26 protein-coding genes are annotated in these 21,717 nt (G+C 46.5%); 15 read left to right on the top strand and 11 right to left on the bottom strand.

Annotated features, from left to right (window positions below; translation table 11 throughout):
* Positions 1–15: 15 nt before the first annotated feature.
* The 5 genes from P1P86_01220 (at position 16) to deoC (ending at position 3,354) form a co-directional block, all read left to right on the top strand.
* Positions 16–1,149: a hypothetical protein gene (locus P1P86_01220; protein MDF1573798.1), complete on the top strand. Its 1,134-nt coding sequence runs from the start codon at positions 16–18 to the stop codon at positions 1,147–1,149.
* A gap of 115 nt (positions 1,150–1,264) precedes the next feature.
* The gene (locus P1P86_01225; GenBank protein ID MDF1573799.1) at positions 1,265–1,690 is read left to right on the top strand and encodes a response regulator; all 426 of its coding nucleotides are present in this window, start codon (positions 1,265–1,267) and stop codon (positions 1,688–1,690) included.
* Entirely contained in the window at positions 1,687–2,139 is a 453-nt protein-coding gene (gene dtd / locus P1P86_01230; protein ID MDF1573800.1) for a D-aminoacyl-tRNA deacylase, read from the top strand. The genes P1P86_01225 and dtd overlap by 4 nt, the downstream gene beginning before the upstream one ends.
* The gene (locus P1P86_01235) at positions 2,139–2,498 is read left to right on the top strand and encodes a nucleotide pyrophosphohydrolase (protein ID MDF1573801.1); all 360 of its coding nucleotides are present in this window, start codon (positions 2,139–2,141) and stop codon (positions 2,496–2,498) included. Before dtd ends, P1P86_01235 begins: the two co-directional genes overlap by 1 nt.
* Positions 2,482–3,354 carry a deoxyribose-phosphate aldolase gene (gene deoC, locus P1P86_01240; protein ID MDF1573802.1) on the top strand — a complete coding sequence of 291 codons (873 nt, stop codon included), beginning with the start codon at positions 2,482–2,484 and terminating at the stop codon, positions 3,352–3,354. The genes P1P86_01235 and deoC overlap by 17 nt, the downstream gene beginning before the upstream one ends.
* A gap of 152 nt (positions 3,355–3,506) precedes the next feature.
* On the opposite strand, the gene P1P86_01245 is transcribed toward deoC, so the two are convergent.
* Both P1P86_01245 and P1P86_01250 read right to left on the bottom strand, forming a co-directional pair.
* The gene (locus tag P1P86_01245) at positions 3,507–5,735 is read right to left on the bottom strand and encodes a hypothetical protein (protein ID MDF1573803.1); all 2,229 of its coding nucleotides are present in this window, start codon (positions 5,733–5,735) and stop codon (positions 3,507–3,509) included.
* A gap of 124 nt (positions 5,736–5,859) precedes the next feature.
* Complete coding sequence (locus tag P1P86_01250; protein ID MDF1573804.1) at positions 5,860–6,318, bottom strand: DUF4395 domain-containing protein; 459 nt, start codon at positions 6,316–6,318, stop codon at positions 5,860–5,862.
* A gap of 168 nt (positions 6,319–6,486) precedes the next feature.
* Here P1P86_01250 and P1P86_01255 point away from each other — a divergent pair, with 168 nt between their 5' ends.
* Complete coding sequence (locus P1P86_01255) at positions 6,487–7,185, top strand: vitamin B12 dependent-methionine synthase activation domain-containing protein (protein MDF1573805.1); 699 nt, start codon at positions 6,487–6,489, stop codon at positions 7,183–7,185.
* Positions 7,186–7,224: 39 nt separating this feature from the next.
* Here P1P86_01255 and P1P86_01260 read toward each other — a convergent pair whose 3' ends face one another.
* Positions 7,225–8,679, bottom strand: a complete 1,455-nt coding sequence (locus P1P86_01260) for an arylsulfatase (GenBank protein ID MDF1573806.1) — start codon at positions 8,677–8,679, stop codon at positions 7,225–7,227.
* An 80-nt stretch (positions 8,680–8,759) separates the two neighbouring features.
* Between P1P86_01260 and mtaB the strand changes: the two genes are divergently transcribed.
* The 6 genes from mtaB to P1P86_01290 all read left to right on the top strand — a co-directional run bounded on the left by mtaB (position 8,760) and on the right by P1P86_01290 (position 14,408).
* Complete coding sequence (gene mtaB / locus P1P86_01265; protein MDF1573807.1) at positions 8,760–10,055, top strand: tRNA (N(6)-L-threonylcarbamoyladenosine(37)-C(2))-methylthiotransferase MtaB; 1,296 nt, start codon at positions 8,760–8,762, stop codon at positions 10,053–10,055.
* Between the two features lie 145 nt (positions 10,056–10,200).
* The gene (locus P1P86_01270; protein MDF1573808.1) at positions 10,201–11,283 is read left to right on the top strand and encodes an HlyD family efflux transporter periplasmic adaptor subunit; all 1,083 of its coding nucleotides are present in this window, start codon (positions 10,201–10,203) and stop codon (positions 11,281–11,283) included.
* 4 nt (positions 11,284–11,287) lie between these two features.
* Positions 11,288–11,956 carry a CPBP family intramembrane metalloprotease gene (locus P1P86_01275; GenBank protein ID MDF1573809.1) on the top strand — a complete coding sequence of 223 codons (669 nt, stop codon included), beginning with the start codon at positions 11,288–11,290 and terminating at the stop codon, positions 11,954–11,956.
* 16 nt (positions 11,957–11,972) lie between these two features.
* Positions 11,973–13,001: a hypothetical protein gene (locus P1P86_01280; GenBank protein MDF1573810.1), complete on the top strand. Its 1,029-nt coding sequence runs from the start codon at positions 11,973–11,975 to the stop codon at positions 12,999–13,001.
* 240 nt (positions 13,002–13,241) lie between these two features.
* Positions 13,242–13,652, top strand: a complete 411-nt coding sequence (locus tag P1P86_01285; GenBank protein ID MDF1573811.1) for a hypothetical protein — start codon at positions 13,242–13,244, stop codon at positions 13,650–13,652.
* 141 nt (positions 13,653–13,793) lie between these two features.
* Entirely contained in the window at positions 13,794–14,408 is a 615-nt protein-coding gene (locus tag P1P86_01290) for a hypothetical protein (protein MDF1573812.1), read from the top strand.
* Here the strand turns inward: P1P86_01290 and P1P86_01295 are convergent.
* A complete protein-coding gene (locus P1P86_01295; protein MDF1573813.1) occupies positions 14,386–14,811 on the bottom strand; it encodes a nucleoside 2-deoxyribosyltransferase in 426 nt (141 codons plus the stop codon). The two genes, P1P86_01290 and P1P86_01295, sit on opposite strands and share 23 nt — an antisense overlap.
* A 91-nt stretch (positions 14,812–14,902) precedes the next feature.
* Between P1P86_01295 and P1P86_01300 the strand changes: the two genes are divergently transcribed.
* Entirely contained in the window at positions 14,903–15,085 is a 183-nt protein-coding gene (locus P1P86_01300) for a hypothetical protein (GenBank protein ID MDF1573814.1), read from the top strand.
* A gap of 14 nt (positions 15,086–15,099) precedes the next feature.
* On the opposite strand, the gene P1P86_01305 is transcribed toward P1P86_01300, so the two are convergent.
* From P1P86_01305 to P1P86_01315, 3 genes are all read right to left on the bottom strand, one after another.
* Complete coding sequence (locus tag P1P86_01305; GenBank protein ID MDF1573815.1) at positions 15,100–15,492, bottom strand: DUF2721 domain-containing protein; 393 nt, start codon at positions 15,490–15,492, stop codon at positions 15,100–15,102.
* 11 nt (positions 15,493–15,503) lie between these two features.
* The gene (locus P1P86_01310) at positions 15,504–16,367 is read right to left on the bottom strand and encodes an aldo/keto reductase (GenBank protein ID MDF1573816.1); all 864 of its coding nucleotides are present in this window, start codon (positions 16,365–16,367) and stop codon (positions 15,504–15,506) included.
* 74 nt (positions 16,368–16,441) lie between these two features.
* The gene (locus tag P1P86_01315) at positions 16,442–17,680 is read right to left on the bottom strand and encodes a glycoside hydrolase family 99-like domain-containing protein (protein ID MDF1573817.1); all 1,239 of its coding nucleotides are present in this window, start codon (positions 17,678–17,680) and stop codon (positions 16,442–16,444) included.
* Positions 17,681–17,730: 50 nt separating this feature from the next.
* Between P1P86_01315 and P1P86_01320 the strand changes: the two genes are divergently transcribed.
* Positions 17,731–18,591 (top strand): S1-like domain-containing RNA-binding protein, encoded by an 861-nt coding sequence (locus P1P86_01320; GenBank protein MDF1573818.1) that lies wholly within the window; start codon positions 17,731–17,733, stop codon positions 18,589–18,591.
* Positions 18,592–18,626: 35 nt separating this feature from the next.
* On the opposite strand, the gene P1P86_01325 is transcribed toward P1P86_01320, so the two are convergent.
* The 4 genes from P1P86_01325 to P1P86_01340 form a co-directional block, all read right to left on the bottom strand.
* Positions 18,627–19,163 (bottom strand): YceI family protein, encoded by a 537-nt coding sequence (locus tag P1P86_01325; GenBank protein MDF1573819.1) that lies wholly within the window; start codon positions 19,161–19,163, stop codon positions 18,627–18,629.
* Between the two features lie 26 nt (positions 19,164–19,189).
* Positions 19,190–19,903 (bottom strand): pirin family protein, encoded by a 714-nt coding sequence (locus tag P1P86_01330; GenBank protein MDF1573820.1) that lies wholly within the window; start codon positions 19,901–19,903, stop codon positions 19,190–19,192.
* Between the two features lie 14 nt (positions 19,904–19,917).
* The gene (locus P1P86_01335; GenBank protein MDF1573821.1) at positions 19,918–20,487 is read right to left on the bottom strand and encodes a YceI family protein; all 570 of its coding nucleotides are present in this window, start codon (positions 20,485–20,487) and stop codon (positions 19,918–19,920) included.
* Between the two features lie 74 nt (positions 20,488–20,561).
* Positions 20,562–20,993, bottom strand: coding sequence for a MarR family transcriptional regulator (locus tag P1P86_01340; GenBank protein ID MDF1573822.1), 432 nt, complete (start codon positions 20,991–20,993; stop codon positions 20,562–20,564).
* A 467-nt stretch (positions 20,994–21,460) separates the two neighbouring features.
* Here P1P86_01340 and P1P86_01345 point away from each other — a divergent pair.
* Positions 21,461–21,717: IS5/IS1182 family transposase (locus tag P1P86_01345; GenBank protein ID MDF1573823.1), on the top strand; the 257-nt coding region annotated here is incomplete at its 3' end.

Genomic DNA, 21,717 nt, shown 5'->3' on the forward strand with positions numbered 1-21,717 from the left:
TTAATTTTCCTTTCGTTGCCTGCAGGAAAAACCAGGGGCCAGGAAAAAATCTCCCTGAGTGCTTACCTGTCAGATATGCAAACCGTCTACCGGATCCCGGACCACTGGCTCTGGGAAAATACCCTCCATAATCGCCTCAACCTGGAATTTTACCCGGCAGATTGGCTCTCGGGGACCCTCCAGATGAGAAACCGGGTCATCATTGGAAACACCGTCCGGAAATTTCCAGGCTATGCCAGGTCCATAGATGGAGACCTGGGATGGCTGGATATGAGCTGGATAAGGGAAGGGACTCTGGGAGACAGTGCCGGCTACGTGTTAAGCAGCGGGCTGGACCGGCTCTGGCTCCAGTTTACCTTTGGCAACCTGGAAATCAAAGCGGGACGACAGCGAATCAACTGGGGACAGACCCTTGTCTGGAACCCGAACGATATCTTCAACAGCTACTCCTATTTCGAAGTAGACTATCCCGAAAGACCAGGCAGCGACGCTTTAAGAGTAAGCTATTACACCGGAAATGCCTCTGCCATTGAACTGGCCGCCAAGACGGACAGTGCCGACCGGGTCACCGCTGCAGCCTACTTTCGCTTTAACTCCCGGGGATTCGATATCCAGTTACTGGGCGGGATTTACCAGGAGGAGGACCTGATCCTTGGCGTCGGATGGAGTGGAAATATAGGCTCTTCAGCCTTGCGTGGAGAGCTTAGCTATTTCAGAGACCTGGACCAGTTCAGGGATACCACCACGTATCTGATGACTTCTGTGGGCTTTGATTATACCTTTTCCAACTCTCTGATGATCCAGCTGGAGAGCCTCTATTCTGCATTTGCAAAGGATCTGGACCTTTACAGTTTTCTGGAATTTTATTCAGGAAACCTGGATGTAAAAAACCTGGGCTTTACCACATGGTCGCACTTTGGGAACATGAGTTATCCACTGACCCCGATCCTCAACGGTGGTTTTGCTACAATCTGGTATCCGGAGTGGAAAGGTGTGTACCTGGGACCCTCCTTCGATCTTTCACTAAGCAGTAATTTTGACCTTTCCTTGATCCTCCAGCATTTTACAGCAGAGTTCAAGGACCCGGGGGGCCATACAGAAAGAGAGAACAATACCTTCGGGTTTTTGCGGTTTAAGTGGAGTTTTTAGCACTTGGAATAAGCAGACCACTACTTTACCAAATTGTTTAAAACTATCTCCCGGCCCATATGTTTTTTCCTGTTTATTAGATGGTGTTCAATATTAGATTCTATAATGCCCCGACATGAAAAAGCAAGACTCTAAAAAGGCCGCTCCCATAATGGGAATGCCAGACTATCATTGGAACAATCGTGTAGTCTTAATCACTGAAGATGAAGAGGTGAACTTTTACTACCTGAAAACTCTGCTTCAAAGAGCCGATGCAAAAGTGCTCCGGGCTAAAAACGGCAAAGAGGCGGTGGAGATAATTACCAAACACAAAGGAGGAATTGACCTGATCCTGATGGACCTGAACATGCCCGTTATGGATGGTTATGAAGCCATGCGAATTATCAAATCACGGCACCCCTCCATTCCTATTATTGCTCAGACTGCCTATACCATGAACAATGACCGGCATCGATGTCTCCAGGCAGGGTTCAATGATTATATCGCCAAGCCCATCAACCGCCTGGCCCTGTACAGGATGGTGAATGATAATCTCTCATGAGGGCTCTTATTCAAAGAGTAACTGATGCCGCCATTACCATAAACCGGGGCACCACTAAAAAGATGGGGCCGGGACTGGTCATTTTACTGGGTATTGAGGAGTCCGACGGACCTTCCGATATCGATTGGTTAAGCGGAAAAATCATACGTCTCAGGATATTTAATGATGCCCGGGGGATCATGAATCTTTCGGTAAGCGAAATAAACGGGGATATCATGATTGTCAGCCAGTTTACGCTGCACGCCAGCACCAAAAAGGGGAACCGGCCCTCTTATATCAGGGCTGCACCACCGGAGACTGCCATACCCCTTTATGAGGCCTTTATCAGGCAGGTACAAAAGGAGCTCGGTAAACCCGTAGTGACCGGCGAATTTGGCGCCTACATGCAACTGAAACTGAGCAACGACGGACCCGTTACCATAAGCATCGATACAAAAAACAGGGAATAATGACCATTAAAGAGGCGCAGAAAGCCGTGGACACCTGGATCAGCACCTATGGAGTCCGCTATTTTAACGAACTGACCAATATGGCCATTCTGAGTGAAGAGGTTGGAGAGGTCGCAAGAATTATCGCCAGGCGGTATGGTGAACAATCAAAAGGCTCTGCCAGGATAGAAGCAGAAGACCTGGCCAACGAACTCTCTGATGTGCTGTTCGTTCTGCTATGTCTGGCGAATCAGACCGGAACAGACCTGGAACTGGCTCTTCAAAAGAATCTGGAGAAAAAAACAGCACGGGATTTTGACCGTCATCAACAAAATGATAAATTGTATGGTATAGATCCAGAACATGAAAATCCTCGATGATTTTAAGCTTTCGGTTGATCAGGATGAGCTTCAGCAATACCTGAAAAAAACAGAATCGGCCAAACCCCAGGGGAATGATAAAGAGCTGTTGAAGCAGATCTTCAGCCTGATCGATCTGACCACCCTGAGTGAGCAGGACAATGTGGTGAATGTCTCCGAATTATGCGACAAAGTAAACCGCCTGGGGGAAGCATTTCCAGATATGCCGGGTGTCGCTGCCATTTGTGTCTACCCGGAGCTGGTCTCCGTGGTAAAGGAGAAACTGGATAATCCCATGATCAATATCGCATCGGTAGGCGGGGGATTCCCGTCATCTCAGACCTTTACCAACATCAAGGTTATGGAGATCGAACAGGCAATTGAACAGGGAGCAGAGGAGATCGACACCGTTATCCCGGTGGGAAAATTTCTCATGAATGACCTGGAATATGTTGAATATGAGATTCAGGTCATTAAACAGTGCATGGGTCCGGTGCATCTGAAGGTGATCCTGGAAACAGGCAGTCTGAAAGATTTCTCCCTCATTCGCAAGGCTTCTCTCCTGTCCATAGGTGCCGGAGCGGATTTTATTAAGACCTCCACCGGTAAAATTACCCCCGGAGCAACACCTGAAGCCATGATTGTCATGTGCTGTGCCATCAGAGACTACTACAACCGTACGGGAAAGAAAATTGGAATTAAGCCTGCCGGGGGAATTTCAGATACCCCGACCGCACTGCTCTATTATCACATTGTAAAAGAAATTTTGGGGGAAGAATGGCTTAAGCCGGAAAGGTTCAGAATCGGTGCAAGTCGGCTTGCAAACCGGATTTTAGCCGAAATTTTTGACCAAGGGCCCGATTTTGGTTATTTCTGATGCTGTTTGTTAAGATGAATTCCTTATCTTTGATACATAAGAAAGACGTTCTTACCACATAAATTTATAGCGGTTCGATACTACAATTCCATTCTCATAGAGACGGGTTGAATTCCATGGCTTTTTTTCTTCAATATCGGACCGCTATTTTTTTATTTCATCAAACGGTAGTGTAGATAATCCAGCATCAGGGGAATATCCTTTTCATTGATGCCGTTTGCGATAAGCAGGGCCCTGTCATCTTCCATGGTTTTCAGGTAATCTTCCATTTCAAAATTAATATCTCTCAGCGACTGTATATAAAGCTCCACAGCGTCCCTCTTTTTTCCAAGGGCCCACTGCAGGTGTCCATAATTGATATAGTCATAATAACCGGGCTTTCCTTTAAACACCTCATTAAAGTACTTTTCCGATTTCTCCAGCTCCCCCATGGCGAAATAGCACCAGGCAATGGGCCGGAGTACATGCAGATTCCCGGGATTCAGGTACTCGATCTTAAAGTAATGTTTCAGGGCCTTGCCATAGTCTCCCAGTTTCAGGTGACAGAAGCCGATCAACGACTCGATGGTCTGATCATCAGGCTGCATGATTGCAGCCTTCTCATAAGTCTCCAGAGCTTCTTTGAATGCCCCGTATTTCCTGAAAGAAATGCCCATGTTTTTCAGGGTCCACAAATTGAGATCCCCCGACAGGCTAATTCGCTTGTAGTAAGCAACAGCCTCCCTGTATTTCTCCATCTTCTGATTGCAATAGCCCGCTTTTTCCAAAAGCTCCTTATCGTCGGCCTGACTTTCCAGCAACATGGTAAAAATATCCAGGGCCTCTTCAAAATGGTCCTTTTCAAAAAGAAACTCCGCAATATTCCTTGTAATCGAATCATCCTCCACAATTTGCCCGAAGAAACTGGATCTGTACAGATCCAGCTTCCCTCCAAAAACATCTTCAAACTCGTTCTTAAAAGGAGAAATCTTAAAAAAGCGGTAAAGATCCTGAATATATTGAATGAATACCGTGCGCCTGGTAAAATCACCGGAGGTCAGCTCTTCATCGGCCAGCATCTCCTGCATGCCTTCCATCTCCATCAGAAAAGCATTGGAAAGCATTTGCTTCTGTTCATCAGGCAGATAACGGAGATTGAAAATAAAACTGTATTTATCACTATTGCACAGGAAAGGTGTTCTCTTCAATCCGTCCACAAAAATATCGGGGTCGAATTGTTCGCTTCTGGTATTATATATTTCCTTCAGATCAGGGTTCGATTTATGAAAAGGAACCAGCCAGTTGGTTAATTCATTAAAAAACGGAAACTGCTTGAGATGGGCAAAGGTGGTCATATAGACGTCGGCACCCTCCATTTGCAACTTCATAAACTCATCCACTTTCCTGTAGAGATCATCTGATTCGCTGAACATGGACTCCCAGTCCGGATTCCTGCCCTCCTCAAGCAGTTCCTCACGGATATCATCCATTTTCAGCTTATCCTCCAGCTTCGGCTTCAATTTGGCCATTTCAGGCATCAAATCTTCCTGGAGCTTCCTCCCGATCTCCAGGGTATCTCTGGTCCTTATCAGCTGCAGTGAAATTTTTTCCAGGTTCTTTTCCAGCTTAAGGTCGTCTTCCATAAGCTTTAAGCGATGAACAATATTGGGATAAAACTCCACCCGGTGGTCGTACTGATTTAGCAGGATAACCAGCGCCACCAGCGCCCGGGCCGAAACCTCCTGGTCCTCTTCTCCTGCAAAGTCGATCAACCTGTGAACCTTATCTTCATCCCAGTACCTCAATCCAGAAAGCAAAACAGCGCTGATATAGAGGGCTTTTTCATGCCAGGTAAAGTCCTTGCAGGAAATAATGGCCTCTGACAGACTATTCTCTGCTTCATTATAGCGGTTGCTTAACCAGAGATGTTTAAATATCTCCGCGGAAAGTTTTCGGCGGCGTTCATCATCGGCCTGAGGAGAGGTTCTGCCTTCATCGATCATTTCATCCAGTTCCCTCTTAAACGAGAGATCATCCATGTTCTCAATCACCCGGGTGCCGGTCAATTCCTGCTGCCTGTCCACCTCCCGTTTTAAAATATAGGTGTGCCATCCTGAATGGTTCTCCATGAGCCGCTCCTTGACCCTGTCGGCCAGTTCGAGAATGGAAGTTAACAGTTTATGATATACCTTGTCCCGTTCCGGATCCTGAACACCCTCAAGCATATAATTGAGCATTTGTTCATAGGTATGCTCCAGGTGTTCCTGCTGGATAAAAAAATCGCTGTAACCCGATTCACTCACCAGCTTATTTAGCACGTCCAGAGCATCTTTTACTCTCCTGGCAGAAACCAGGTAACAAAGGTGTTTGTAACGACTCTTTATTTTATTGACATGGATCATTCACAAATGTTTCACGAAGCAGTCCAAATATCAAGCCATGAACTCTATACAGACAGAATGGCAGAAAGGGCCATGCTGCCGGATGGCTTTGACCCTGTCAGGGATTGATCCTTGTTGAGTGGCTTTAATCACCGTTTTTCCTGACCATGGGATATACCACAAAAGTATACAGCCAGCATCCCATGCAGAAATTTAGTCCACACTCCAGGAAAGCAAAGAGTACCAGCACGCTTCCCGAGATAAAGGCCAGCAAAGGAAGTCCCAATAATGCACCCAGGCTTGTGATCAATGCAAATACGAAACCGATTCTTGCTGCAAATACTTTGGGTGCCTTATCAATAATTACCGGCTGCGTGCCTATGACTTTCACAAAAATATGAGCCAGATAGCCCAGGGGACTGTATGCTAATTTTGTAAAAGCCCGGATGAAAAAGTCCAGGACCAGAAATGCAGGAAATACATACATTCCGGTGATAAAAAAACCACCCATAATTAAAACCACTCCCAGAGCATTAACCCGGACCCGGTTTTCGTCGACCCGCTCCGAAGATACCGGACACACCAATTGTGTAAACAGTTTCATGATTTCATCTTTATTTGTCTTCTAACATATTCTTGGACGTTCCAGTTCATGATACCTTACAAATCCGGAAATCATATAAAGTGACTACTGCAATACCCGGGTGTGAATTCGCTTCCTGACCGAAGTCCGTATATTTTTAACAAAATCCAGTATATTAGCCGCATGCACTTGCCTTTAGACATCCACTATGCCCAGCCGGATAAGAGCAAATTACAAATTGACCGCCTGGAGATTCTCAGACTTCTGGGGGAACAAGCAAAAGGAATAAAAGCACATACCTGCAGTCTCATCGACACTTACATCCCGAAGTGCCTGGAGCTTAGCTCCCCTTCCGGAGCTTACATCCTGACAGAGGCCCTTGAGCCGGCAACGGCCAGCGAGATCCACATCCCCGGAATCCGCTTTGATTCAGGTAAAATCATTCCAAAGATGTTAAGGGGCTCCCAACTTTATGCTTTTTTTCTGGTAAGCGCAGGTCCTGAACCGGAAAACCTGGCCAGGTCCCTGATTGCTGAAGGAAGTTATCTGGAGGGATATATAGCGGACCTGCTGGCTTCGGCCATCGTTGATCTGGCAGCTGACCAGGTACAGGAGGAGGTCCGGAAACTGGCAGGTTCACGTGGCTTACAAATAAGCAACCGCTACAGTCCGGGCTACTGCTCCTGGAGAGTAGAGGAACAACAAAAATTATTTAGCCTGTTCCCGGGAAAGTGCTGCGGTATCACCCTGTCAGAATCATCCCTTATGAATCCGGTCAAATCGATCAGCGGAATCATTGGGATGGGACTCCAGGTTAAATACAGAGAGTATACCTGCGAGATCTGCTCCATGAAAAACTGCAACTTCAGAAGAACAAAAGGCAACTAACAAGCTGCAGAAGTAAGTTGCTTACTTTCATAATCTCATTTAGTCGGCCGCCCTTCCAAAATTAAACTTAGCCGAGGGTTCCCGCTCCTCTTCCATCATTTTTGCAAAGGTTTCAACCAGATCCGGGTGAGCATCTGCCACATTATTTTCCTCAAAGGGATCGCTGGTCAGATTGTAAAGTTCCAGTGGGCCATCCGGATTCTTACCCACCTGAAGCCTGACAGCCTTCCATTGATCCATCCGCATCGCCTGCTTTCCTCCCCTTTCATGAAATTCCCAGTATAAAAAGGGGTGCTTGGGCTGCTCCTCTCCAAATAGTTCGGGCAGAAAGGAAATTCCGTCGGTCTTCTTCACTGCAAAGCCGGTAAGATCGGCCAGTGTGGGAAGCAGATCCCAGAAAGCCGATGTATGATCAGAGGTGCGGCCCTGTTCAATGGTGCCAGGCCAGGAAACTATCAGAGGAACCCTGATTCCTCCTTCATACAGGTCCCTTTTAAATCCCCTCAGTCTTCCGTTACTGTTAAAAAACCCGGGGTCGGCCCCTCCCTCCCTGTGGGGCCCGTTATCACTGGTAAACATAATGATGGTATTCTCCCTTAGACCCAGTTCATCCAAGAGGCCGGCAATCTCGCCTACGTACCAATCGATGCGATGAACCATGGCTGCAAAGGTGGCATGGGGATGCTCCTGGCTGCAGTACATGGATATTTCCATATCGGGCCCGTAATCAGCTCCAGGTCCTCCCACATAGGGTGTTTCCGGATACATTCCCAGGTATTTTCTATAGATGCTGTCATCCGGAACAATCAATTCGGCATGGGGAATCACAATAGGTAAATAGACAAAAAAGGTCGTGTCCCGGTGCTCTTTAATAAAATCAACCGCCCGTTGCTGGATCAGATCAGGAGCATAGCTCTGCATACTGCTCCAGTCATTGCCATCCTGGTACACCTTCTTTTCATTATCCCAGAGATATTCGGGATAATAACGATGGGCATAACGCTGACAGTTATATCCAAAAAACCGGTCGAAGCCCTGCCTCACCGGATCTCCTTCCGACCCCGGAAAACCCAGGCCCCATTTCCCGAATGCCCCGGTGACGTAACCCACCGTTTTTAAGTATTCTGCCAGAGTTAGGGCCGAAGCGGGCAGGGGCCACTGACCTTCCGGTTGGACCTCCTGGTTCCCCCGGACGGGAGTATGTCCGGTGTGCAGCCCGGTCATTAATACGGAGCGCGAAGGGGCGCATACCGTGCTACCCGAATAGTGCTGCGTAAACCTGATGCCGTCGTGGGCCAGCTGATCCAGATGAGGAGTGCTGAACTTAAGCTGCCCGTAGCAACCCAGGTCGCCATACCCCAGATCGTCGGCCAGAATGTAGATAATATTTGGAAGCGACTTCTCCTCTCTCAGCTTATTTGTTTTCTGACTGCAGCCACTAAAGACCATAGCCATGGCCACGATCAGAGCCGGCCGCCGCACATAGTTCTTCATTATTCAGACATTTTTGAAATAGCCATACCAAGGTACATATTTCGCACAAAACTCAACCTGGATTGTTTACATTTGCACGAATGAAAAAGGTCTCTTTCAAAACACTGGGCTGCCGCCTGAACCAATACGAAACCGATGCCCTGGTCACCCGTTTCGACCAGGCGGGATACCAGGTGGTGGACTTCTCTGTCCCGGCTGATGTTACCGTGATTAATACCTGTACCGTAACCAACCAGAGTGATCAGAAATCCAGAAATACCATCAATCAGGCAGCCAGGAAAAATCCGGCCGGACTCTTAGTGGTAACCGGGTGTATGGCCAACAATTACAAGGAGCTGCTGGAAACCAACGAGAAGATCAGCTACGTGGTGGACAATGAACGCAAAAGCCAGATCGTCAACCTGGTAGATGCTCATTTCAAAGGCGAGATGGCCCGTCCTGAATTCTATTCAGGAGATGTATTTGGTTTTGAAACGGTCGATCTTAGCCTCCATACACGAACCTCCATCAAGGTACAGGACGGATGCGATAATTTCTGTACCTATTGCATCGTTCCCTCCGTTCGGGGAAGAGCTGTCAGCCGTCCCCTGGAAGAGATCCTCGAAAATATCCGGCGGGTGGCAGATAAGGGGTTCAGGGAGATTGTCATTACCGGTGTAAACATCGGCCGCTATAATGACAACACCTGCAACCTGGAACGGGCCATGGAGAAGATCCTGGAATTGCCCGGTGATTTTCGTGTCCGGATCTCCTCCATGGAACCGGATGGTTTTGGTCCTGAGTTTCACAAGGTGTTCCAGCATCCCAAAATGGCCCCTCACCTCCATCTCTGCATCCAGAGTGGTTCCGATCCCGTTCTGAAAAGAATGAGAAGAATGTACACTGCCCGGACCTTTATGGGTATTCTAGAGGGATTCCGCAAAAAGATGCCTGACTTTAACTTTACCACCGATGTGATTGTCGGTTTTCCGGGAGAGACTGAAGAGGATTTTAAAGAGACCACCAGGGTGGTCCGGGAGGCAGGGTTCAGCCATATTCACACCTTCAGGTACTCCAGAAGAAACGGGACAAGGGCCGACCGGATGGAAGAACAGATAAGTGAGAAAATTAAAGCCGTCCGAAGTGAGGTAATCAGGCAGATCTCCGAACAAAACAGGCTCGCTTACATGGAATCCATGCTCGGGAAGGAACAACGCGTTCTGATCGAAAAAATTAACAGTCAAGGAATGGCTTACGGGTACGGCGAACACTACCTTCCGGTGCAGTTCCCCAGCCCTGTTCGCACAAAAAACATTTTCCGGGAAGTGCTTCTTGAAAAGGTAGTTCCGGGAGACCCTCCTTTTATACTTGCCACCGATCAGAGCTTGCAACCGTAATCAAGGTGGTCGGCCTGCCTTGCTAATCTTTTCTCCCTTTCTCATCGTTAAAAAAGTATGGATTCACCAAAAGGCTTAAATCTTTTCACCTGTTCATTGTCTAAACCCTATCTTTGCGCTGATTTTTGAATTTTAATCACAGATAATGAGAAAAATAGACAGGAGAATTGTCATCGTGGTCAGTATTATTCTAGTCCTGGGACTGGCCTATGGCTTAATGAGATTCTTAATTGCCCAGAGAGAGGAGCCGCCGGTGCGTCGTACCATTGAATCGAGACGTTTTGTCAAGGTAGAGCCCGTCAAATACGGCAGTACACTGTCCTCCATTACGGAGTGCGGAAGACTGTCCTCCATGGCGGAAATCGACATTGTTGCTGAGGCATCCGGAAAGATCGAAGACGGAAGTGTCTCTTTAAAAAAGGGTGCAAGTTTTTCTGAAGGAGACGTTCTTTTTGTGATTTATCCCGATGAAGCCTTGATTGCCCTGAAAGCCAGAAAAAGCCTGTATCAGAATACCCTGGCCGGAATCATTCCCGACCTGGTTATCGATTTTCCTGAGTCCTCAAAAGCCTTTGAGGACTTTTTCGCCTCCATCAATGTGGAACAGCCGCTTCCCCCAATGCCTGAAATTAATGACAGGCAGTTGAAAATTTTCCTGGCCAGCAGAAATGTGATCAGCGAATACTACAACATTCAGAGTGACGAGCTGCAATTAAAATGCAGAACCGTGCGGGCCCCTTTCAATGGCACCTACAAGGAGGTCTATATGGAATTGGGAGCCTACACCAACACCGGCGGAAGAGTGGCCCGTGCCATCCGTACAGACCACCTGGAACTGGAAGTCCCGGTAAAACGCAACGATGCCACCGGGATCTATGTGGGAGACCCCGTAACTGTCACTTCCAAAAATCAGGAGCTTACCTGGAAAGGTAAAGTCATCCGGAAGGGCCAGTTTGTAGATGAAAACTTTCAGCGACAAACTATATTTGTAAGTATTCCATTTAATCAGGAACAACTCGGCATGCTTCCCTCCCTTGAACAGCTTGACTATCTTATACTGACAAATGAAGTGTTCGAGGATAACCCTGAATGGATTAAAGAGTTGCGAGAATCACTTCCAAACAGCATCCTTGTTCCCGGAAGCGGGATTTGTCTGGGCTCCGCCTGGCTCATTTTACTAATTCCATTTATCTTCCTGTTCCGATATGTATTTCGCAAAAAAGGATAGGCCCTTGAAGAAGACCCTCTTATCCCTCTTTTCAAAAAACAGCGGGAACCCCGAACGTATCCGGACCGTATTCCTTTCATCTGCCGGGATTCTGCTGTTTGCGGGATTCATACATCAACCCTTCCCGCTACTTATTCCTGCCATTGGCGGACTTGCACTCAGCGCAGCGGTCATCGGGTCTTCCATCAGATTTATGAATTTTCAGGAGTCCTTTGGTATCGGCCGGCTAAATCGAAAGATGCTTCTGTTTACGATTCCGGCTCTCCTGCTGGGCGGGACTTTGGGAATTCTGACCCGCAACCGCTTCGGACTGACTCTGATACCGGCAGAGTTAGGCGGATTTGTTCTGGTGGCCCCACTGATCGGTGCCGCGGAGGAAATCATATTCAGGGGATTTATTCAGGGGCACCTGCGTCCCCTTGGAAGAGCTTTTTCAATTATTGCGGGGACAGGTTTACATACCTGTTATAAACTTCTGGTGATACTCACCCTGGCCCTTCCTCTGCAGTTTGATTTTTTCTTTCTGATCTTCTGGACCTTCCTGGGGGGACTGCTGTTCGGAATCCTGCGGGATCTGTCCGGCAGTACAATTCCTCCCGTGCTTGCCCATGCCGTGTTTGATATCCTGTTATACGGAGGATTGGCCTCAGCTCCGGTCTGGGTTTGGAGTTAGTTTATATATTTACAGTATGAGAAGTATACGACCTATAACAATAAGCCTGGCCCTGTTTGTTCTTTTAGGCTGCAGCCAGGAGTCCGAACAGCTCATTATGACTGTGAATGGTCCCGTCCCGGCATCGGCCCTGGGTATCACGCTCAGCCATGAGCATCTTCTGGTGGATTTTATTGGAGCCGACAGTACCGGATATCACCGCTGGGACAAACAGGAGGTTACAGATAAAGTTTTGCCCTACCTTTCTGAAGTCCGGGATTACCATGTTTCCACGCTGGTGGAATGTACCCCGGCCTACCTGGGAAGGGACCCCTGGCTCTTAAAAAGCCTTTCTGAAAAAACCGGCATGCACCTGATCACCAATACCGGTTTTTACGGCGCACATAACAACCGGTTCATCCCAGCGGAGTTTTTTCAATTATCTGCGGAAGAACTCTCACGCATCTGGATAAAGGAGTTTGAAAACGGGATTGAAGACAGCGGCGTCAGACCAGGTTTTATTAAAATTGCCGTGGATGGAACCGATACACTCTCCGGAGAGCATCTCAAGATCATTACAGCGGCAGCCCTGGCTCATCAACAAACAGGCCTGGTTATTGCTTCACATACCGGACCCGATAACCCGGCATTTGAGCAGATTTTAGTACTGCAGGCACATGACTTGCATCCTTCCTGCTTTATCTGGGTACATGCCCAGCTGGGAACCCTGGAGGGAAACATCCGGGCGGCAGAAATGGGTGCCTGGATATCACTGGACAACGTAAACTTAAACCGCAAAACAGGTAGTGAGTATGACGTATCCTGGTATGCGGACCGCCTCCGGGATCTGAAGGAAGCCGGATACCTGAACCAGGTTCTTATTTCCCACGATGCCGGCTGGTATAAGCCGGAAGAGGAAAATGGGGGTACATTCAGGGATTTTACGGGAATCTTTACAGACCTGGTCCCTGCCCTGGAACTAAGAGGATTTACTGCTGAAGATATTAATCTTTTACTGGAAGTAAATCCAGGTAATGCATATGCTATAAAAGATTTGACTCAATAATAGCATCCATTTCAACGAAAGTATCACTCTGTCGAAACCGACTCAAATTTCCATTTGGCTTCGCCAGGATATGTTCCATATCATACGACTCCCTTGCAGGCCCTCTGTCTTAATTGAATAAATTAGCTGCAGGAGCCTGTAAAGCCCGGTATAGATGTATGGATGGGTGGCCTTAGCGCTCCCCTGAATGAGGTGCTCCGGGCGGATCATGTGACTGATACACAAACAAAACTGCCAGATATGTCAAACAACTATTCATGCCCGGAGTGTAAAAGCAAGATAAACATTGGGAATTCTCTGGTGCTTTCAGCCAAATCGCCCTCCAACGACAGGGGCTTGATCTTTCTGGATACGGAGCTTGGAAATTACACCAAAACCACCCATCCGGATTTTAAATTGCAGGAGGGGGTGGAATACAAATTCTATTGCCCGGTATGCCATTTTAAGCTGAATTTGGCGGATCGTTTTAACCTGGTTAAAATACACATGAGCGATGAGACAGGTAAAGAGGTTGAAATTCTTATTTCAAATATCATCGGCGAGCACTGCACCTACAAAATCCAGGAAAAAAAGGTAGATGCTTATGGCCCCGATGCCAAACGTTACTCGCAATACCTGGACCTGCCCCCTGAATATCATAAGTACCTGTAAAGAAATTTCTTTTTTAAGAATTCTCAAAGCTCTTATTTAGTGGGCTTTATGATTTTCCCGGGCAGAATCTTCCGGGTGAAAGATCATATATATTTCATACCTTCGTTATTAATACTGAGATCGGTACAATAATCTGCTATTATGAAAAGAACTCTTTATACCATCACCGCAATCCTGCTGTTCACCGGCCTGCTGATATCAAATACTCAACACCTGCACGCCCAATCCGGTGCTTCGGCTGTACTTGATTCTGCCACATTGAAATCGCAGCTGGATTATATTCATGAGAACACCCGTGTTTACAACGATTACCGGACCATCCCGGTAGATATCTTTTTGAAATTGAAAAGAAATGTAATGGATACGCTAAATACCACAAGGCTGGAGGTGGAACAATTGCACAGCTGCTTAACGGAACGAAATTTTCAGATTGAAACACTGGATACAGATTTGGCCAGGACCAAAAATGAACTGGAAGAAGCGATAAAAAACAGAGACAGTCTCTCCTTTCTTGGAATCCAGATGAATAAAGCTATCTATAATTTAATCATGTGGTTTATAATCCTGGGGCTGATTGCTCTTTCCGTCATTTTGGTGATGCTATTCAGACGCACTCATCTGCTTACCAAAGAAGTGAAGGGTGAACTTGAATCAGTTAAGGAAGAGTTCGATCAATACCGAAAAAGCTCCAGGGAAAAATATGAAAAACTGGTGGTTGCGCACCATAATGAAATTATGAAACTGAAAAACAGCTAAAAAACGCCTGAAACAACTCTTTCACCTCATCCAGGCTCTGGTAATATTCCATTTTTACCTGATCGCTGCCTGATATCATGGCAGAGAGGGTATATCCGGAATCCTGTTTAAAAAGACACAGGACCGGTTTCCCCATCTCAATGGCCCTGCCAATCTCATAACCGACCCCCAGACTTGGTACCGTAACTTCGGCAACCAGCAAATCCGAGTTAACGATCCACTGAAGATCCCGGTCATGAATCTCCTTGTCGGAAAGAATCCGATCCTTGCTTTCAATTTCCTCATTGCTCCCCAGATGTTCGGTAAGGACCTTCCCGTAGGATCCTAGCATTTCTATCATGACTGCATAAGTTTCGGCCAGATTTCGCCCCCCCCTTATAGAGCCGCAAAAATAGATATTCATTGTTCCTTGCTGATTTATTGCATTCCTGGTACTTGTTTGTCCCAAAAATAGTAAATTAGATCACCTTTATTCTGAACTGAAACTTTTAATAATGGCAAAAGAAGTTCAAAACTGCGCAGGTTCCAGTGCCGTCTACGGATTGGGCCTGATCGGTGCGGCTATTTATTACATCAGTGCGGCCACCTCTTTCGGGATGGGTGTACTAGGATTCCTGAAGGCCGTTGTATGGCCGGTATTCCTGGTGATGGAAGCATTGAAATCCCTGGGTGCCTGAAAAGCCCGGCACTTTTACAGTTCCATATCCCCCAGGTGAAGGTCAAGCGCCTTCACAGATATTTGTATTTCCCTTACTGAAACCGCCAGAGAAATAATTAACAACACCAGTGCGATACCAAATATTAGCTCCGCGACCAACTGCTGTTCAACATAAACCAGGAACATACATAACACGCAGAGTAAAAGACTGCCCATTCCCAGGAGCTGCATGGTACGGGTAAGTACCAGCCTTTTTCTCAGATTCTGGATCTGGCCCACAATAATGCCATCCGGGTTTTCCTTATAACGGGCATGCAGGTTACGGACCACCGTAGCGTAGGCCAGGAAACGATTGGTATAAGCAAGAAGTAACAGGGAGATAGCCGAAAACAGCAGGGCGGGTGTGGCCAGAGTTAACTGATTCATAATCTTCCGATTTACGCTCTTACACTTGCTTCAGGCAGTCTTTTTTGAATATCCCTGAGTTGTTCGATACTCTCCAGTCCCAGGGTAAAGGCATCTGCAATTCCAGTCCCGGTCTGAAACTGCAAACACTCGTCCTTCTTATCAAGCAGCTGACCACAGCCGTATACCTTCATGGCTATAATGGCCTTCCCGCTTTCTTTCATGTGCTTAAGCACCTTTTGCACGGTATCCACATCGGCATCCATTCTGGCGCCACCGGGATTGAAACGCGCCAGGTCCACATCCACCCAGGGCTCATCCGCTGCTGCTTCCAGGGCTCCGATAGAGTGACAGGAAACCCCATGAGCTCTCAAAACACCCTCCTCCTTGGCCTCGGCTAAGGCCTCCATGGCTCCTTTAAAGTTCTGGTTCCATTGAGGATCGGTAACAGCATGAAGCAAAATGATATCGAGATAGTCTGTTCCCAGCTCCTTCCGGAAACGGTCCAGGTCATTTTTTACATCCTTATAGGTTTTTGAATTGGTCTTGGTCAGGATAACCACCTCCTCCCTTTTGACTTTCTTCAGGGCTTCACCTACATGAGGGTGCGATCCATACTGATCGGCCGTTTCCCAGAAATTGATTCCGTCATCAAAAGCGGCACGCAGCAGATCAGCCACTCCTTTGATACCCAGTCGACGGGTCTGGTCGGAGGCTCCTCCATATCCATTGGTTCCCGTTCCCATGGCCATCCGGGACATTTTAATGCCTGTATTACCCAGCATTACCCGGTCATGGGGGTATAGTCTTTCCTCAAGGGCCAGGGCTTCATAGGGAAATGCAGATAAGAGGGCTGCTCCGGCGATGCTGTTCCTTATAAATGTTCTTCTTCGCATGTCGCTTCAAGTTAAAATTCAAAAGGTAAGATACCAATTGTTCAAACCAAAATCCAGCCTGACAGTAAAATAAGCTAATCTGACCCTTCCCTGCCTGGCATTTTCCCTCCCATCACTTTTTCCACGGCTTCCAGGTAGCCATACTCCCAACGCATATCGGGCAAGAGATAACCCCCTTCCACCCATTCGTTCCAGGAAAAGAGCGTGATCAGCTTAGGCTGGCCGGGATGCTCCGCGACATATTCCCTGGCCTTTTGAAGATATGCAGCAAAACTCTCTGGCGAGTTATTGTAATGAATCACGTGACTTTGCCCCTTGGCCGGGAAGCGGGGGGTATCGTCCCATCCTATGGAGACATTGGGAAAATAGGGGATCTCCAGGGCTTTATCCCAGTTCTCCCTGCGTTTCATGGCCTGATCGCCCCACACGATATAATCTTCGACCCCTTCGCCCTGACCCCAGTTGTATTTAGTCACGCTGTTTACACCCAGATAGGAACAAAGCTCGCTATTGTTCTTTCCCTCACTGAGATCTGGCCTTAAGATTCCCGGATTCTCCTCATTTCCCCCGAAAGCAATGATCTGAACATGCAGGCCGGGAAACCCTGCCTCTATGGATTTCTCCCTGAAATAGTCCAAGGCCTCTTTGGTTCCCTTCAGCCCCTCACAATCCTCCACAAATTTATGGAAGTTGAAAATGGAGAAGACCGGTTTTCCGTCAATCCTGAAATAGTTTTCTTCATGAAAATACTGTTTAATGACCCGGTCAACAATAATCCTGTAGTTTTCCCGGTCGACGGAGCCGGTCCACAACAGGGAATCAGAGTCATACCGGTAATGGTTCCAGTAATTCTTCTTCACATCATGATTGGCCCACATCAGGTAAAAATGCATCTTCTTATTGTTTTTAGCCTGGAGGAATCCATTGTTCACAGAGCTCTCCAGGAAAGGTCCCCCGTCAAACCAGTACCAATCAAAAATAAAGACATTCACTCCGTGTTCAGTGGCCACGTCGATCCACTTCTCCATCACTTCCGGATCATCATCCATTTCATATCCCCAGAGAGGGACTTTGGGTTGGTAATGGCCCGCAAACCGGGGGGTCCCCTTCCGGATTACCTCCCATTCGCCCATCCCCTCCGGCCACAGAACACTGGCATTTCTTTCGCCATAATGGCAGGAGGGCCATACATAGGCAGCCACATAAATATCCTCCTGAACAGTTTTCGGATTCTCTGCCTGTTTACAGGAAAGCATAATCAGCAGGAGGGTCCACAGGATCCACATAAACTGCCGGGAGCGATCTCTTTTCATGATAATCTCTTTTGATTGATAGTAAGCTAATTTAAGCATATCTTGTGTAAATGATTGAACAAGGCAGGCAGATTACACTTAAGATTTCCAAACGTTCCACTTTTGGCCTGTTCCTGGCAGACGAATCAGACGAAGAGGTGCTTCTACCCAACAAATATTGCAGCGATGAGATGACTCCCGGAAATAGCCTGGAGGTTTTTGTCTACAGGGATTCCGAAGGAAAAAAAGTGGCCACCACGCTCACTCCAAAAATCTACATCCATGAATTTGCCCTTCTTAAGGTAAGCGCCGTCACCGGTGTGGGGGCATTCCTGGACTGGGGTCTTGAGAAAGAGTTGATGGTCCCTTTCCGGGAGCAAAAGCAGAAGATGGAAGTGGGGCGCTGGTACATCGTTTACCTCGACCTGGATAAGAAAACGGACCGCCTCTACGCCAGCAACCGCGTGGAACGTTTTCTTCAAAACGATCAGATCACGGTAAAGGAAGGGGATGAGCTTAGTCTGGTGGTATGGCAGAAAACGGATCTGGGATATTCGGTAATCATCAACCACAGGCATAAAGGGCTTATTTTTGACAACGAAATATTCCAGGAGATCCGGACAGGTGACCGGCTGCAGGGATATGTGAAAAAAATCCGTGAAGACCGGAAAATCGATGTCTCCCTGCAAGCCATCGGGTTCCGGATTGTGAACGATACAAACAGTGAAATAATACTCACCAAACTGAAAGAAAACGACGGCTTCCTGGCAGTTACCGATAAAAGCACTCCGGAGGAAATCTACGCCCGCTTAGGAATCAGTAAAAAAGCATTCAAAAAATCCCTGGGAACCCTCTATAAAAAAAGGCTGGTTGAAATCCAGACAGAAGGCATTAAACTCCACAGCGAAAAGCCCCCTTCTATCCGAAGATAAAAGGGGGCTGCTGCTTAAGAACTTTTTTGCAGGCTCTAAGAGGGTGATTCCTGTTTTACAAACTGGGCATCAACCACAAGTTTCACCTGGTCCGATACCACGATGCTTCCGGCTTCTGTGACGGCATTCCATTGCAAACCGAAATCTTTCCGGCTGATTTCTCCTGAGATTTCAAATCCGGCTTTGGTTTGTCCATAGGGATCCACAGCCACCCCGTTGAAATTAACATCCAGGCTGATTTCCCGGCTGATCCCACGAATAGTCAGAACCCCGCTTAATCGCTCTCCATCAAATGATTCAGATATAAAAGTCAATTCAGGATATGCAGCGGCATTGAAAAAATCATCCGATTTTAAATGCGTATCCCGATCGCTGTTTTTTGTATTGATGGAATCAATTTTTGCGGAAAACGATACCCTTGCATTCCTGAAGTCTTCCCCTTCTGCCTCCACAGAAGCATCAAAACTTTCAAAATGCCCGCTTACCGTTGAGATCATCATATGTTTTGCTTTAAAAGCAATTTCAGAATGAGTGGGATCGATCGCCCACTTCGTTTTTACTAAAGTTTCCATATTATTTATGTTTTTGAGATTAATATTCAAATATCCATGGGGACCTCCATGAGCAATATTCGCGAATCCTTTTCTGCAAGGATGGATATACGATCCGTATCCCACAGGCCAAAACCATCTCTCTTTGCCAGATCCTGGCCCTCTATCCTTGCATTTCCGTCTATAACGAAGGCATAAACTCCAAAATCACCTGAATGATATTTGTAGTGGGTTTGCGTCTGCTGTGTAAACTTCCCGAGGCTAAACCAGGCATTTTGATAGATCCATACCCCCTGATCCTCCTTATAGGGAGACAGAATCTGATAAAACCGGTTTTCTGTTTCCATGTCCCTGATACGGATTTGATCATAACGGGGCTCGACCTGCCTTTTGTTTGGTAAAACCCAGATCTGCAGAAAACTCACTTCAGAGTCCTGGTTCCTGTTGTATTCACTGTGATAAATGCCCGTTCCCGCGCTTAGGACCTGGATATCACCTTCTTTTATAACAGCAACATTCTCCAGGCTGTCTTTATGTTCCAGGTCCCCTTTCAGAGGAATGGATATGATCTCCATATTATCATGAGGATGTTTTTCAAATCCCCGGCCTCCTGCCACCCGGTCATCATTCAGGACTCTTAAGGCCCCAAAATGCATACGTTCAGGATTGTAATAATCAGCAAAACTGAAGCTATGATAACTATCCAGCCATCCAAAATCGGCATGACCCCTGGTGTCGGCTTTATGCAGAACTGTATTCATCGGGACTTCAGGATTTACATGGACACCAGTTTGATGTCGAGTTTGACTATGTCATTAATGGCATTGTCCCCCAGGTTATCAAAAAATGAACCTGAGCCAAACCTTACATCAAATCTGGACCGGTCGATGCCCAGGCTGGCAGTGTATTCCTTTCCGGTTCTAAGCACCTCAAAAGTGATACTCTCGGTTTTTCCCTTAATGGTGATATCTCCGGTAAGGGTGGACTTCCCGTCTTTAAATTTTGTGCTCTTACTCACCACAAAACTGGCAGTTGGATACTGCTCAACTCCAAAGAAATCATCCGACTTCAGGTGTCCGACCAGCCTCTGGTTACGTTCCTGGTTATCAATATCTGAATTGGTGATTGAGGTCATATCCACCACGAAATTTCCGGCCACGATCATATCATCCTGAAGCTCCAGATAGCCACTTTTAAACTGGATATTCCCGGTGTGCTGGCTGCCTATTTTTTTACCGAGCCATTCAATACTGGAAACGTTGGGATTAAATTCAACTTTCTGAGCAAAGAGTAAAGGACCCTGCAGCAGGATCATTAAAGTAAGGGCATAATTAATTGTTTTCATTTTTTTTATTTTTCGTTTAACATATTTGTTGCTTTTGACATATACCGTTTAAAACAATTGTTTGAATAAAAAAACTACTTCCTTATTTGATGCAGAATACGCCTCAGTTCCTGTGCTTCCTCCGCCGTAATCTTTTGCTCAAAAAAATCGCCCAGAGCCCTTTTTACTGACTGATGAGCCAGAATAAAAATCGCTCTCCCACCATCAGTTAAGGTTATATCTATTTTTCTGCGATTCTCCGGACAGGTTCTTCGCCGGACATATTCCTTCCTGACCAGCCTGTCCAATAACCTGGTAACATCCGGATTACTTACCAAAATCCTCTTCTTCAATTCATTCACAGATACAGGTTCCGGATCATTTTCAGACAGAATATATAGCGCATTTAACTGGGCATGCGTCAGGCTATACGGCTTCAAGGAGTTCTTGACAACATCCTCAATCCAGCTACCCGTTTTTAACAAATTAAAATAGGCTAAAGCGTGTATAGATTTGTTTTCTTCCATTTCAAATAATTCTGATCGTATAACAAGCCCGAACAATATTTGTTCACAACATATATTCGAATCCAGGTTTTCCGTTGAAGATTTTATAGTTGTTTAACGAACCAGTTGTTGGTGACGAGAGATATACAGCAGTATAAGGACTGTTTTAGCCCCAATGATATTAAAAATTTCTAAATGCAACAGAAATGATGAAGATGTATTTGCAGTAAAAATTGACACTCTTGCCTTCACTGAAAGCTTGGAGGATTATATTAATTCACATTCCTTCATGATAAATCGTGATTCTTTGACTCCAAAGGCATGGTCATTAATTTCAAAGAGAGAGGATTTGCTAATTAGGGTCTGCTGAAAAAGTCATTTAATATACACATAATGTTGATAATCAACACGATATGTTGATATCTTAAATGCTTGAATTAGTGCAAAATGCAAGTAATATCATAGATTGCCCTCAAAAGGCTTGCATTATGGTACGGTATATCTCAGAGAAGCAGTTGACCATCGAAGAATTTAAGACCCCTTTCCAGCAAAATCTGTCAGCAGATAACCGGTGGGTGATATTAAGCCAGGTTGTTCCCTGGGATGAGTTTGCTTCGGCTTACATGTCCATGATGGACAGTAGCCAAGGTAGACCGGCCGTATCTCCCCGGACTGTTTTGGGGGCTATGATTATCAAGCACTTGGAGAAGTTAGATGATCGTGGGGTGATACTGGCTATCCAGGA

The sequence above is a fragment of the Bacteroidales bacterium genome (assembly GCA_029210725.1).
Taxonomy (GTDB): Bacteria; Bacteroidota; Bacteroidia; order Bacteroidales.

Excerpts from the sequence above, each read along its gene's own strand:
- P1P86_01310 (MDF1573816.1), bottom strand. The coding sequence starts at position 16,367 with ATGCGAAGAAGAACATTTATAAGGAACAGCATCGCCGGAGCAGCCCTC.
- P1P86_01235 (MDF1573801.1), top strand. The coding sequence starts at position 2,139 with ATGACCATTAAAGAGGCGCAGAAAGCCGTGGACACCTGGATCAGCACC.
- P1P86_01260 (MDF1573806.1), bottom strand. The coding sequence starts at position 8,679 with ATGAAGAACTATGTGCGGCGGCCGGCTCTGATCGTGGCCATGGCTATG.
- P1P86_01320 (MDF1573818.1), top strand. The coding sequence starts at position 17,731 with ATGATTGAACAAGGCAGGCAGATTACACTTAAGATTTCCAAACGTTCC.
- deoC (MDF1573802.1), top strand. The coding sequence starts at position 2,482 with ATGAAAATCCTCGATGATTTTAAGCTTTCGGTTGATCAGGATGAGCTT.
- P1P86_01315 (MDF1573817.1), bottom strand. The coding sequence starts at position 17,680 with ATGAAAAGAGATCGCTCCCGGCAGTTTATGTGGATCCTGTGGACCCTC.
- mtaB (MDF1573807.1), top strand. The coding sequence starts at position 8,760 with ATGAAAAAGGTCTCTTTCAAAACACTGGGCTGCCGCCTGAACCAATAC.
- P1P86_01280 (MDF1573810.1), top strand. The coding sequence starts at position 11,973 with ATGAGAAGTATACGACCTATAACAATAAGCCTGGCCCTGTTTGTTCTT.
- P1P86_01270 (MDF1573808.1), top strand. The coding sequence starts at position 10,201 with ATGAGAAAAATAGACAGGAGAATTGTCATCGTGGTCAGTATTATTCTA.
- P1P86_01325 (MDF1573819.1), bottom strand. The coding sequence starts at position 19,163 with ATGGAAACTTTAGTAAAAACGAAGTGGGCGATCGATCCCACTCATTCT.
- P1P86_01250 (MDF1573804.1), bottom strand. The coding sequence starts at position 6,318 with ATGAAACTGTTTACACAATTGGTGTGTCCGGTATCTTCGGAGCGGGTC.
- P1P86_01295 (MDF1573813.1), bottom strand. The coding sequence starts at position 14,811 with ATGAATATCTATTTTTGCGGCTCTATAAGGGGGGGGCGAAATCTGGCC.
- P1P86_01330 (MDF1573820.1), bottom strand. The coding sequence starts at position 19,903 with ATGAATACAGTTCTGCATAAAGCCGACACCAGGGGTCATGCCGATTTT.
- P1P86_01300 (MDF1573814.1), top strand. The coding sequence starts at position 14,903 with ATGGCAAAAGAAGTTCAAAACTGCGCAGGTTCCAGTGCCGTCTACGGA.
- P1P86_01335 (MDF1573821.1), bottom strand. The coding sequence starts at position 20,487 with ATGAAAACAATTAATTATGCCCTTACTTTAATGATCCTGCTGCAGGGT.
- P1P86_01245 (MDF1573803.1), bottom strand. The coding sequence starts at position 5,735 with ATGATCCATGTCAATAAAATAAAGAGTCGTTACAAACACCTTTGTTAC.
- P1P86_01290 (MDF1573812.1), top strand. The coding sequence starts at position 13,794 with ATGAAAAGAACTCTTTATACCATCACCGCAATCCTGCTGTTCACCGGC.
- P1P86_01225 (MDF1573799.1), top strand. The coding sequence starts at position 1,265 with ATGAAAAAGCAAGACTCTAAAAAGGCCGCTCCCATAATGGGAATGCCA.
- dtd (MDF1573800.1), top strand. The coding sequence starts at position 1,687 with ATGAGGGCTCTTATTCAAAGAGTAACTGATGCCGCCATTACCATAAAC.
- P1P86_01305 (MDF1573815.1), bottom strand. The coding sequence starts at position 15,492 with ATGAATCAGTTAACTCTGGCCACACCCGCCCTGCTGTTTTCGGCTATC.
- P1P86_01285 (MDF1573811.1), top strand. The coding sequence starts at position 13,242 with ATGTCAAACAACTATTCATGCCCGGAGTGTAAAAGCAAGATAAACATT.
- P1P86_01340 (MDF1573822.1), bottom strand. The coding sequence starts at position 20,993 with ATGGAAGAAAACAAATCTATACACGCTTTAGCCTATTTTAATTTGTTA.